The organism is Plantibacter cousiniae (nom. nud.) (genome assembly GCF_977070315.1).
In genome coordinates this window covers 57394-70184 of record NZ_CDRVEU010000016.1, presented here as the reverse complement: position 1 = coordinate 70184, position 12791 = coordinate 57394, and the positions used below count along the sequence as shown (strand labels likewise).

The 12791-nt window shown below is 55.8% G+C and carries 13 protein-coding genes; 12 read left to right on the top strand and 1 reads right to left on the bottom strand.

Annotated features, from left to right (window positions below):
- Positions 1-191: 191 nt before the first annotated feature.
- Complete coding sequence (gene yghU / locus ACW55A_RS25445; protein WP_044309280.1) at positions 192-1034, bottom strand: glutathione-dependent disulfide-bond oxidoreductase; 843 nt, start codon at positions 1032-1034, stop codon at positions 192-194.
- A gap of 258 nt (positions 1035-1292) precedes the next feature.
- Here yghU and ACW55A_RS25440 point away from each other — a divergent pair, with 258 nt between their 5' ends.
- The 12 genes from ACW55A_RS25440 (at position 1293) to ACW55A_RS25385 (ending at position 12758) form a co-directional block, all read left to right on the top strand.
- Positions 1293-2117, top strand: coding sequence for an ABC transporter permease (locus ACW55A_RS25440; RefSeq protein WP_498811945.1), 825 nt, complete (start codon positions 1293-1295; stop codon positions 2115-2117).
- Positions 2114-2818 (top strand): ABC transporter ATP-binding protein, encoded by a 705-nt coding sequence (locus ACW55A_RS25435; protein WP_003366382.1) that lies wholly within the window; start codon positions 2114-2116, stop codon positions 2816-2818. Before ACW55A_RS25440 ends, ACW55A_RS25435 begins: the two co-directional genes overlap by 4 nt.
- A 66-nt stretch (positions 2819-2884) precedes the next feature.
- Entirely contained in the window at positions 2885-3646 is a 762-nt protein-coding gene (locus tag ACW55A_RS25430; protein ID WP_248696368.1) for a glycosyltransferase family 2 protein, read from the top strand.
- 1 nt (position 3647) lies between these two features.
- Positions 3648-4262, top strand: coding sequence for a PI-PLC domain-containing protein (locus tag ACW55A_RS25425; RefSeq protein ID WP_455809376.1), 615 nt, complete (start codon positions 3648-3650; stop codon positions 4260-4262).
- Between the two features lie 7 nt (positions 4263-4269).
- Positions 4270-4908, top strand: a complete 639-nt coding sequence (locus ACW55A_RS25420) for an HAD family hydrolase (protein ID WP_060708619.1) — start codon at positions 4270-4272, stop codon at positions 4906-4908.
- Positions 4905-5636, top strand: a complete 732-nt coding sequence (locus tag ACW55A_RS25415; RefSeq protein ID WP_455809375.1) for a glycosyltransferase family 2 protein — start codon at positions 4905-4907, stop codon at positions 5634-5636. The genes ACW55A_RS25420 and ACW55A_RS25415 overlap by 4 nt, the downstream gene beginning before the upstream one ends.
- Complete coding sequence (locus tag ACW55A_RS25410) at positions 5633-5953, top strand: hypothetical protein (protein WP_003317241.1); 321 nt, start codon at positions 5633-5635, stop codon at positions 5951-5953. Before ACW55A_RS25415 ends, ACW55A_RS25410 begins: the two co-directional genes overlap by 4 nt.
- A 74-nt stretch (positions 5954-6027) precedes the next feature.
- On the top strand, positions 6028-7731 hold the full coding sequence (locus ACW55A_RS25405) for a hypothetical protein (protein WP_498811930.1): 1704 nt from the start codon (positions 6028-6030) through the stop codon (positions 7729-7731).
- Complete coding sequence (locus tag ACW55A_RS25400) at positions 7728-8333, top strand: hypothetical protein (protein ID WP_498811925.1); 606 nt, start codon at positions 7728-7730, stop codon at positions 8331-8333. The genes ACW55A_RS25405 and ACW55A_RS25400 overlap by 4 nt, the downstream gene beginning before the upstream one ends.
- Positions 8334-8399: 66 nt before the next feature.
- A complete protein-coding gene (locus ACW55A_RS25395) occupies positions 8400-9431 on the top strand; it encodes a WavE lipopolysaccharide synthesis family protein (protein ID WP_498811922.1) in 1032 nt (343 codons plus the stop codon).
- A 184-nt stretch (positions 9432-9615) separates the two neighbouring features.
- Positions 9616-11907, top strand: a complete 2292-nt coding sequence (locus ACW55A_RS25390; RefSeq protein ID WP_498811916.1) for an autotransporter family protein — start codon at positions 9616-9618, stop codon at positions 11905-11907.
- The gene (locus ACW55A_RS25385) at positions 11907-12758 is read left to right on the top strand and encodes an alpha/beta hydrolase (protein ID WP_455809371.1); all 852 of its coding nucleotides are present in this window, start codon (positions 11907-11909) and stop codon (positions 12756-12758) included. The genes ACW55A_RS25390 and ACW55A_RS25385 overlap by 1 nt, the downstream gene beginning before the upstream one ends.
- Positions 12759-12791 lie beyond the last annotated feature (33 nt).

Genomic DNA, 12791 nt, shown 5'->3' with positions numbered 1-12791 from the left:
TCCACTGCGTAGCAACCTGATGGGCGATTGCGAGCGAAAGTCTGGAAGAACGGTTGTTCGGCTCATAAAGGCGCGTCCTTGGGCGGTGGTTAAGGTCGGCTACTTTACGTGCAGATCAGGACGTTCTGTTCCAGAGTTTCCTGTGGGTTTGTAGCATCAGGTTTCTGTCCGCGAAGGACTTGACGTGTGCCTTATTTATCCAGATCGGATGCCTGATGCCGCTCCGGAACCTGATCGGCTTCTTCGCCCCAGGTGCGATTGACCTTCTGGCCTTTGATAACGGCCGGGCGTGCGGCGATCTCTTCCGTCCAGCGAATCAGGTTCGGGTATTCGTGTACCGAGAGGAATTCGGCAGCCGAATACACTTTGTTCCGCACCAGCGCGCCATACCATGGCCAGACCGCGATATCGGCAATCGTGTAGGTATCGCCAGCCAGGTAGCGGTGCTCGCCCAGGCGGCGGTTGAGCACATCGAGTTGGCGCTTGGCCTCCATCGCGAAGCGGTTGATGGGGTATTCGAGTTTCTCGGGCGCGTAAGCATAGAAATGCCCGAAACCGCCACCCAGATAAGGCGCGGCGCCCATCTGCCAGAACAGCCAGTTCAGCGTTTCGGTACGGCCTGCCGGGTCGGCCGGCAGGAAGCTGGAAAACTTCTCAGCCAGGTACAGCAGGATAGAGCCGGACTCGAATACCCGAACAGGTGTTTCATGGCTTCGGTCCAGCAATGCCGGGATCTTGGAATTGGGATTGATCTCGACAAAGCCGCTGGAGAACTGATCGCCCTCGGAGATGCGGATCAGCCAGGCATCGTATTCCGCGCCGCTGTGCCCGAGCGCCAGCAGCTCTTCGAGCATGATCGTGACCTTTACACCGTTGGGTGTGGCCAGTGAATAAAGCTGCAGCGGGTGTTTGCCGACCGGCAGCTCCTTGTCGTGCGTGGGGCCGGCGACGGGCCGGTTGATGCTGGCGAACGTGCCGCCCGCTTTTGTTTCCTGGTGCCAGACCTTCGGCGGAGTGTAGGGCGTTTGCGTCATGAGAAGCCTCGCTTGTTCAAGGGTGATCGCTGGACCGGTCGTGTTGCAAAGGACCATTGACGTTATAGATCAACGCGCGTGCAGGGAAGTGCCTTGCGATTGTGAACGAGTGTAGCGAGGGGCTCAGTTCGCTGCCGTTGGTAGCTTGTGGAATATTCCCACAGGAACTAAGGCGGCGTCCTATAGCTGTAGCTGGGTAAAAGAAGAGAACATGTGTTCGCAGCGTGAGGCCATAAGGTTATCCATTTATGATCTTGGTTGTCAAAGTCGCTCTCTCTGATTTACCTATTAATAGCTGGATACCGTATGCCGTCTTTCTGCAGTCCGGGCGTGATGAAGTGGCGTGACCTGATCATCAATCTTGTTTCCAAGGAAATAAAAATCCGTTACATGGGTGCAACGTTGGGTTTTGTCTGGTCGTTGGGTAACCCATTGGTTGTCACGCTCACGTATTACACGGTGTTCACTTATATTCTGCCCAGTAGTCAGGACCGCTTTGCGCTGCACCTGGTGACAGGGGTTGTCCATTGGATGCTTCTGGCACAAATTGTTTCGCAAAGCGGGGAGTGGCTGATCAATAATGGCAACCTCATTCGAAAGTTGCGCTTTCCTCGTCTTTTACTGCCTGTTTCCGGTGCGCTGGCCATCGTCGTTTTCTGGGCTGGCTGCATGGTTGTGTACGCATCGCTATTCGCCATGCTGGGCGGTGTCTTTTCGCGTGCACTGTTGTTTTATCCGATTGTGCTGATCGCATTCATGGCATTGATCATGGGCGTTGGTCTGGCACTCAGCGTCATCCAGGTCACCGTACGGGATGCAAAGCACTTCACCGATGTGTTTCTACCCTTGTTGTTCTGGCTTACACCCATCGTATGGGTGACCTCATCGCTGCCCGACGGTGTCGCCCGCATTGCGGCCTATAACCCGGTAGGCCTGTACTTCAACAGTTTTACCAGCATTCTGCATGCCGGAATCGTTCCCGAGCCCCGTGATTTGCTGCTGTGCGTGTTCATGGGCGCTGCGTCGCTGCTGGTGGGCCTGTTGATGTTCAGGAAGGTGGACCGCGTGGTGGAATATCTATGAGTCGCGTCGTCATCAAGGCAGAGAACCTTACCAAACAGTTTGTTCTGCGCCATAACAGAGGCGGTTTGAAGAAGAAGTTTCTGGGGCTGTTTGACACTCGATATCGTGAGCGTGCCGAAACATTCACGGCAGTCAGTGATGTCTCGTTCACCTTGCACAAAGGTGAGTCGCTTGCACTGGTGGGGCATAACGGTTCAGGTAAAAGTACCTTGTTGCAACTGGTCTCACGCATTCTTGTGCCCACCAGTGGGCGGCTGACCAGTGTGGGGCGAGTAGCACCGCTAATCGAAATAGGAGTGGGTTTTCACCCTGAACTGACCGGCGAGGAAAATATCTACCTCAATGCCAGTCTGTTTGGATTGAGTAACAAGGAAGTGCGTTCGCGCTTCAACGAGATTGTCGATTTTTCCGGGTTGGGAAACTTCATCGATACGCCGGTAAAGAACTATTCGTCAGGCATGTACATGAGGCTGGGTTTTTCAGTCGCCGTTCATGTCGAGCCTCAGACATTACTGGCTGACGAAGTTCTTGCGGTAGGGGACGAAGAGTTCAAGCGCAAATGCCACGAACGAATTCGCATGATGCAGGATGACGGGATGGCCTTGATTCTTGTTACCCACGCAGTAGAAGAAGGTAAAGAGTTTTGCCAGCGTTACTTGACGCTTGAGCGCGGCCGGATGACCGAGCAGGGTTATTACTGATTCATTGTTTCGTGATGCCATGCTTCCAGTCAACTTGGCCATCACTCAATTCATAAAGGTATTTCCATGTTGCAAATTATCGTTCCGATGGCCGGGGCCGGGAGTCGCTTTGCGGTTGCGGGCTACACCGACCCCAAACCGTTGATCCCTGTACATGGTGTACCGATGATCAAGGTCGTGATCGACAACCTGACGCCGAAGTGCCCGCACAGATTCATCTTTATCTGTCAGTCGGAACAGGTCGCACGTTACGGGCTGAGGGAAAGACTGAATGCCTGGGCGCCCGGCTGCGAGATCGTCGAGCTCGGCGGCCTGACCGGGGGCGCTGCGTGCTCGGTGTATGCAGCGCGGCACCTGCTCGACGACAGCCAGCAAGTGATGATTGCCAACAGCGACCAGTACGTCGATGTGGATATAAACGCCTATCTGCAGGCAATGAGCGAGAGCGATGCAGAGGGTTTGATCATGACCATGAAAGCCAACGATCCGAAATGGTCGTTCGTGGGCTTCAGTGCAGCAGGCCTGATCGACCGTGTGGTGGAAAAGGAGGTTATCTCTGACGAGGCCACTGTCGGCATCTATAACGTTCGCCGTGCAGGTCAACTGATATCGGCCATCGAGGCGATGGTCGCGAAAGATCTTCGCGTCAATGGTGAGTTCTATGTCGCACCGGTTTACAACGAGCTCATCGGGCAGGGCGCCAGGGTCATTCATTACAGCATTGGTGCAGAAGGTCATGGCATGTATGGCCTGGGCATCCCGGCAGACCTCAACCAGTTCCTGTCGTTGCCGCTGAGCAGGCAGGCAGCCTCGGGAAAAGAGGCCTGACATGCAGATCATCAGCCATCGCGGCTATTGGCTGCAAAGGCCGCAGCGCAATCTGCCCGAAGCCTTTCATCGATCATTCGACCTTGGCTTCGGCACCGAAACCGATGTCCGTGATGCGGCTGGCCAGTTGGTCATCTCCCACGACATGCCTGCAGGCGGCGAGCTGACGCTGGACGGCCTGCTCGACATCATGGCGGGCCGCAACCTGCCTCTGGCCATCAACGTCAAGGCGGATGGCCTGGCACAGGCTCTCGCTGCAACCTTCGCCCGTTACGGCCATACCAACTGGTTCGCCTTCGATATGGCGGTGCCGGACATGCGGAGTTACCTCAACGCCAACCTCACCACTTACACCCGTCTCAGCGATGTAGAGCCGTCGCCAGCCTGGCTCAAACAGGCTGCAGGCGTCTGGCTTGACGGTTTTGAGGGTGAGTGGTTCTCCAACCAGATCATTGGCGATCTTCTTTCCCTGGGCAAGCAGGTTTGTGTGGTGTCACCCGAATTGCACGGGCGTGGTCATGGCGCCCTGTGGCAGCAATTGCTCGAGTGCAGGTCGCAGGACCGTTTGATGCTGTGTACTGATCTTCCCGCAGACGCAGCCACTTTCTTCACGTGAGGCAATCATGATCAAGGCAGTGATTTTCGATATGGACGGTGTTCTTATCGACGCCAAGGAATGGCATTACAACGCACTCAACAGAGCGCTCAGCCTGTTCGGTTACAACATCAGTCGCCACGAACACCTCACCGCCTACGACGGTCTGCCCACCTCGCGCAAACTCGACATGCTGAGTGTCGAACGCGACCTGCCGGTTGCGTTGCACGCCTTCATCAACGAGATGAAGCAGCAGTACACCATGGAGATTGTTTACGCCCAGTGCAAACCGACCTTTGTGCATCAGTACGCGTTGTCATCACTGAAAACGCTGGGTTACAAGCTGGCAGTGGCGTCCAACTCCATTCGCAACACCGTGGAGGTCATGATGAACAGGGCAGATCTCGACCGATACCTCGATCTGCGGCTCTCCAACGAAGACGTCAGGCATGCCAAGCCAGCGCCGGATATCTACACCAAGGCCATCAGCCAACTGGGTCTTCAGCCTGAAGAATGCCTCATCGTCGAGGACAACGAGAATGGCATCAAGGCCGCCAGAGACTCAGGCGCACATGTTCTGGTCGTGGCTGAAACCTGCGATGTAAACCTCAATAACATTCTTGGCAAAGTTGAACAGATCAACTTCGACAAGGCGGCAGTCCTGTGAGCGCGTTGAATATCATTCTTCTGACCGGCAGGCAGACAGAGGCGCCGCATGATGAGGGCGAGTACCCGCACTACCTGTGCGAACACAAAGGCAAGCCGCTGATTCATACGCTGATAGATAACTGCGCAGTACTTCAGCCGCGCAGGATGATCTGCACATTCTCGAACAACGATATCGCCCGGCTGCACCTTCGCAACATGGTCCCGCAAATGCACCCGTCGGCCAGTGTTCTACCGGTCCACAACATCACCCGTGGTGCGGCTTGCACAGCGCTTCTGGCGAGCGAAGAAATCGACAACGATGACGAACTGCTGATTCTCAGCATCAGCGACTTTCTGGATATCCAGCTGCTGGATGCAGTACGTGCGTTTCGGCAACGTCATGAGGATGCCGGAGTGGTCATCTTCAATTCTCTGCACCCTCGTTATTCATTCGCGCGCCTGGACAGCGACTGCCGGGTTATCGAAGCAGCCGAAAAGAACCCGATCAGCTCAAACGCCATTGCCGGTGTGTACTGGTTCAAGTCCGGCTCGCTATTCGTATCGGCAGCCAAGGAGATGATTCGCAAGGACGCCAGGGTCAACGACAACTTCTACATAGCCCCCGCTCTCAATGAGCTGGTGCTGTTGCAGAAGAAGATCGGCGCCTACCGGATCGAACCCAATCAGTACCGGCCACTGAAAACCGACAGTCAGCTCCACGCTTTCGAAGCAGGAGAGATGCGATGAAAACGGCAAGACTGGAAGACATGGTCAAAGGCTGGTTCGTGGGTGGATTCGAACCTGCAGTTTTCAGTACCGAGTCCTGTGAGGTCGGGGTCAAGACCTACAAGGCAGGTGAAAAGGAAGCGGCTCATTACCACAAGGTCGCCACCGAGATAACCGTACTCATTGCCGGGTCGGTCAACATGCGCGATCAGGTCTGGCATGCCGGCGACATCATCGTTCTGGAACCGGGCGATATCACGGCGTTTGAAGCGCTCACCGATGCGACCACCGTTGTCGTGAAGGTGCCGGGTGCGCTTGCTGACAAGTACGTCGTCTGACCATGAAAACGACCCATCTCCAGCACCACCCAAGCCTCGGTTACATAGCGGCGGGCAGTCTGCGCAGCCTCCCGGTGGGGCTACTGCTGCTCCATGAGTGCTCCAGCTTCATCTCGTTCCGCGCGCATCCGTTTCGCAAGCCTGAACGGGTGATCAGGAAACTGCATGCCGCACGGCGTCCGTTGTGCTTGTATGGGGCGGGCAGCTACTGTTTTTATGGTGTTCAGAGTGATTCACCGCTGTCTCCGCTGCTGCTGTGGGACGGTGCGCACTTTCTGAATGTTGGCGAAAAGATCACGGTTATCGAAGACACGCCAATCGAGTGTTATCTGGATCGTGATTACTTCGCGGGATCGCTCAAGGTCATTGCGCGTTCGGCCAACTCGGTCACTTACAGGAAAGTATCCAGGCTGACTGCGGAATCTAACGACGATCTCGACAGCTGGACCTTCGGTATTCCTGTCGGTCCAGGCGACGCCACTGTTCTCAATGCCGTCGTGAAGCGCATTCTGGAAATTGACATCCTGCAGAAGGAGATACTGCTGTGCGGCACACCGGGAAGTAATTTCGCCTATTTCGACAAGGTCCGCATCGTGGGGGAGGACATCACTGCCCCGCCCGTGCAGATCTGCAAGAAGAAAAACCGTCTCGCACTGGAGGCCAGACACAGCAATCTGGTGATCCTGCACGACCGCGTCTTTCTGCCAAAACACTTCGGGGAAGTTGTTCGCCGCTTTGGCCCGCGTTATCCGTTGATGACCTTGCAAAGCATGTTCTTCGATAACCGAATCAGCATGCATCCGCGGCGTTACTCGGATTACGGCATGGCTATGAACGAGGTCGCGCAGGGGCTGCTGGGGCTGCACCGCACCAGCGGTAATGCCCAGTCCATTGCGCCTTCAATATTCCCGGACGTCGACCGGACCGGGTTCTGTTTCGCCAGCCCGATGCGCTACAACAACGATGCAAGTTACCCGACAGGCAGCCTCTACATTTGTCGCAAGGATGTCTGGAATGCCTGCCCGCTGGACGAGTCCCTGCACTGGGTGGAGTACGAAGACATTGAGCATGCGTTGCGAGCGTCGCGCTCGGGTATTCCAAACCGTATCAATCCCTTTGGCATCACTCAGTCGATGACCTCCCGGGCGCTGCTGGGTGGCAATGCTCCGGTCGAATCCGTTGACGGATGTCTCGGAATATCCGGGCCTTGTTATGTGTCCCTGCTGGAAAAGAAACCTCTTTTGAACCTGTCTGCCGAGACCGCACTGGCCAGATTGCGGCAGTTCGCTGACAAATACCTGGCCAACCCGTCGGCGGTCGTTATTCCAACCGGTCTTGATCACCTCCCTGTTCGAGCCTGGATCGAACTGATCGATAATGTAGTGCAGCAGTCCACGTTCAAAAACGACAGTGAGACGGTCAGAGCGTTTATCAACGACTTCGAGAGGCTCGTGTTGCTCGACCAGCTACCGAGCATGCGTCAGGAGTTTCTGGTCAATCGCTTCCTCACAGACCCTGTGCTGGCCAAACAGACACTGATTACACAGAGCTCCGAGGTGCGCAATATGTTGCGTCAACGCGGCACGCAGACCTGGTTTGCCCGCCAGCAGGATGATTACTTTCACCACAACCTTCTGTCGCTCCCCGGCATTTTGATTTCGGCCATTCGGGCTTATCGAAACAACGGGAAAAGTTTCTATTTTGAAAGCCTGTGGGCTGCTGTGAAGGCCATCTACAACTCGACTCCCTTTATGTCCTACAGCAAGGGGGCGAAGTGAAGGTATTCGTCGTTTCTCATTTGAGCGCCAGCAACGCCAGCCATCAGTTGATCTGTCAGTTGGCGCGCATTCAGCACGAGCATAGGACGACCGTTCCCGTCCTTGTGATTGATGACCGTTACAACCTGGCCGAACTACCCGCCAGCGATTCATCGACCGAACACGCTTTGTTCAGCCTGGATGATTTTCTTCACTGCAATGCTCTAAGCGGCATCGTGGCAAACAGAGTTGCCCAGCACATGGATAAAGTCGAAAGCGACTGGGTGCTGATCGATTTTGGCCAGCATGACTCTGCTACCTGCGTGGACTTCATCCAGAAAATTGCTCGCTACAACTATCTGAGCACCAAGCTGCGAAAGCGAAACCTCGTGATCATGGTGCCCGCCATGCACCTGGGCATTTATTCGCGAACCCTCAATGCGTCGTTCAACAATTTGCCGGCAAGCACAACAGCCTCAGCCCGTTCCGTTCAGATTGGCAGGCTGTTCATGGTCACTCGTCTTGAAAGAGTACTGATAAGTCTTCCATTGCTGGCGGGCATCCTGCGTCGAATGCGGCGTGTTGCTCTGCGCGTCTTTCGGCGTGTTGCAAGATCCCATTGACCGATCTGCCGCTAGCCGTCGGTAGCAGGCGCTTCTCATTACAAGGTTAAACACATGCCTCATCTTGTGGCCGTCGACTCCAGAAAAATCAGCGTGGTTATTCAGGGTCCCCTGTATCGCAACCTGAGTTCCAAACGAAATATCTTCGCCTGCATCGCATCGATCCGTACGCACCTGCCAGATGCCGAAATCATCGTTTCGACCTGGCGTCATGAAGATACGTCCGATGTGAAGGCGGACCAGATCGTCATGTCGGATGATCCGGGTGCCTTCGTTGATGACGCCGGTAATCAGATCAACATCAATCGCATGCTGCGGTCGACGCTATGCGGTATTCAACGCGCTTCAAGACCCTATGTCATGAAAATGCGCGCCGATCACAACCTGACCAGCGCTGCGCTGGCTGTCATAGGTCAGTCCGATGATACCGAGCCGGGGGAGACACAGCTGTTCGACACGCCCATCACCACCACGACGCTATATATTCGCGACCCTGAACGGTTGCCGATGTTGTTCCACATATCGGATCTCGTTCAATTCGGCACGCGCGAAGCAATGCTCGCCATGTGGGAGCAACCACTGTTCGAAAGGGACGCGCTTTTCAACGACAGGCCGTCTCGCAACCCGTTTGGAAACTTCATTGGCTACACGTCCGCGCGCCTGGTGAGCGAGCAGGCACTGATGCTGGGTGTCATGCGCAGGAAGGGCATCGACGCCCGGCTCGCACGACCCTGCGAGGTAGGGCTGAGCAACCTGAAGTTATGGGACAACGTCTTGAGACGCAACTTCAGAGTCCTCAACCACTGCGAGGCTGGCGTCGACTTCCCGGAACGTTTTCTGACCAGCCCCCGCGTACTGACCACACTCTACAAAGCCTCTGCGATAGAGCAATTGCAAAGGCTTGACCCGAAGGGCTACAGGCTGAGAATAGCGCGCATCTGGCTCAATCAATACCTGCTGACCTGCCTGCGCCCCGGCTGGTGGGTGTCCTTTGCGACCATCGTACTGTTCAGCAGCTCGCCGACCCTTGCCAAGCGCATTCGCTCGTACTGGCGCACGCTGAGGAACGTGGCGCATGCGGAGTCGTATCGGGTCTAGCAATCTGACCCGAGTGCTTAAACGATCTTAACGAAGTGTAACTGTATCGATAATATTTGATGTTATTTCAAGTCGGTTACTTTATTCTCGCCGCGCTCTTCTGTGTGGCCAATCGCCACTTTTTGCTGCGGCATGTTCTCGCTACGCATGGAAGCGCCCCCCCCCCCCACATAAGGAATGAATCGTGAACTCTGTGATGTTTCGCAAGACCCTTCTCGCCATGGCTGTAGCTGCAACTGCTGTTCCTGCTTTTGCTGAAACAGTCGAACTGACCAACGCTGGTTATAAAAGCGAGGGTCAGACCCATACCGGCAACCTTGAGATCAACGGTGCCTATACGGGGAGTGCGGTTAAAGATGCGATTCAGCTAAGTGGTTCGACCATTGAAAAGAATCTGATCCTCAACGCGAATATCAGCGGTTCCGGCACCTTTGCCAATGGTGAAGTAGTCAAAGGCATCAGCCTTGAGGGCGGCAAGATTAGCGGCAACGTTATCAACCGAGGTCTGGTTGACGTTACTGGTCAAGGCGCGACGGCCCTGGATGTCGCCACGAGTCTGAGATATTTCGAAAACCATGGCGGCCTCTCCGCTAGTGGCGCGGGATCTCAAGGTCTTCGAATCGACGGGGCCACCATGATAGGCAATAGTGCGGACATAACCAACACCGGGACGATCCGCGGCGAGAGCGCTGCTATTGTGATGGGCACCACTAAGTTCGCTATGATCGGCGCTCAGCCTTGGTACATCGAACGGGGCGACTTCAATATCTATAACGAAGGTTCGATCATTTCTGCTGACAGGGCCATCGACGCTTCTGGAAGCAATCGTCCGATCGAGCTGATCCTGAGAAAGGGCAGCATCGTTGTCGGTAACCTGATCGACGTGAGCAATATCGAGCTGGAAGGGGATACTTCCTTCACGGGTACTGACAGCCGTAAAGATGGCTACAACATTCGCCTGAAGAGCGGCGGATCGGTTTACGTTGGTGGCACCTCCGACAGTCCTACTACCATGACTTTCGAGTCCGCACACAGCAGCATTGGCGGCGATCTGTATGTCGACGGCAATTCGGCGCTCGGTCTGAATCTGAGTAAGGCCACTGATGCTAAAACCGCGGTGCTGAAAGTTACCGGCACTACTCAGTTCGAACCGGGAGCGCAAGTAAAGCTCGCGGCCAAGGGTGACGACTTCAATGCCAACGGCACTGCTTACACGCTTATCGAATCAGGCAAGATCGAACTGCTGACCAAGGATGGAAGCGCGGTCGACCCTGCTGGCAAACTGGATGTAGTCAGTACTTCGGCGCTGCTTAAAATCGACAGCTATACCGTTGACGGCAAAGACGTTGTGGCTGTGGTCACCGCCAAGGGCAAGGAAGAGGTCGCTCAGGTAGTTGCCAACAACGGTGGCTCAGTCAATGAACAGGCCACACTGGTCAACCTGACCGGCGACAGCATCATCAGCAAGCTGAACGACAGTGATGCGTTCAAACAGCTTTTGTTGAACGCTGACGGTGGGCAGCTCGCCAAGCTGGCCTCGCAGCTGTCGCCGGAGGTCAACGGCGGGGCCAGAAGCGCCGCTACTACCAGCCAGGGCCTGATCAGCAACGTGACTGGCAGCCGCACCAGCTCGATACGCGGTGCTTCTTCTGGCGAAGGTTTCAAGAATGCCGGGGTTTGGGTCCAGTCGCTCTACAGCGACGCCACTCAAGGCCAGCGTGACGGAATTGCTGGCTATAACGCGTACAGCAGCGGAGTCGCGGTGGGTGCTGACGGCAAGCTCAACGACAACCTGACGCTGGGGCTGGCGTACAGCTTCATCAATACTGACGTGAATGGCAAAAGTGGCAACAAGACCGAAGTCGACAGCCATGCATTCACACTGTACGGCGGCTTCGAACAAGGCAATTACTTTGTCGATACAAGCCTGACTTACGGCCTCAATGACAACCAGGGCAAACGCAGCATTGCAGGTACGCGTGCCAAGGCAGATTACGACAGTGACCTGCTGGGCCTGAATCTGGTGGGTGGTTACACCTATCACGTCAACCCGCAAGTATTGGTCGAACCACGCCTGGCGGCGCGTTACAGCCAAGTGAACATCGACGGCTATCGTGAGAAAGGCTCGTCGGCTGCGTTAAAGGTTGAAGATCAGCGTTACGAAACCATTGAGCTGGGCGCAGGCATGCGCGTGGCTGGCAGCTTCCTCCTGGGTGCCGGAACGCTGGAGCCACAGGCCAAACTGATGGCCTACCACGACTTCGCCGCCGACGAAGCGCAGAGCACGTCCACCTTTCTGCTCGGCAGTACACCGTTTGTTACCAGCGGCGCCAAGGCCGTGCGTGACAGTTACGAAGCGGGTGTGGGTGCCGATTACAAGCTGGGGGCCGTCACACTGGGCGTCAACTACGACTACATCGGTAAATCGGGCTTCGATGCCGATGTGTTCTCTGCAAAAGTGCGTTACGACTTTTGATGTGGAGTTACCGCCTTGGTCGAAAACGCGTGGGCGGTACCCTTGCAGTCGTGATGGCGCTGCTGTTGAGCGGAGCCATCGCCGGTTGTCAGTCGCCGCGCGCTGATCTACAGCAATTGGCCGACCAGCATGGCCGACAGATGCAGATTCTGTCGGCACAGCCCTTTCCACTGGAGGCGCTGTTACCGCCAGAGACCTTCAGAGCGAACCGTCTGCGGGTCTATCTGGAAGGCGACGGTCATGCCTGGGCCACCACCACTCAACCCAGTCTCGACCCGAGCCCACGTAAGCTCCTCGTGCCGCAGCTGGCAGTCAACGACCCGACGCCCAGCGCCTATCTGGCACGACCTTGCCAATTCATCACGGCTCCGGCCTGCAACGCTGCCCTCTGGACCAATCGCCGTTTCTCCCAGGCAGTGGTCACCAGCCTCAGCAGTGCGCTGGACCAGATGAAACAACGTTACGGTAATAACGAGTTCGAGCTGATTGGTTATTCAGGCGGCGCAACCCTCGCGTTGCTACTGGCTGGACAACGAAACGACATCACCCGGATCCAGACCATCGCTGGCAATCTGGCCCCGAATCAGTGGACAGCACTAAAAGGACTTTCGCCTCTCAATGGATCGTTGGACCCACTCGATTACATTCAGCGCCTGGCATTGATACCTCAGCGTCACTTGTCGGGCACGCGTGACGAAATGATCCCGACTGAACTGGCAAAGGGTTACAGCAGGCAACTGGGCAACGGTGCGTGCAGCCAACTGATTGTGGTCTCGGGGCCGAGTCACGAAGACGGTTGGGAACAGGTCTGGAAGCTGTGGAGAGGGCGGGACGTAGTAGGCTGTCCGTGATCGTCCTATATCTGACCAGAACGGACTGCATTG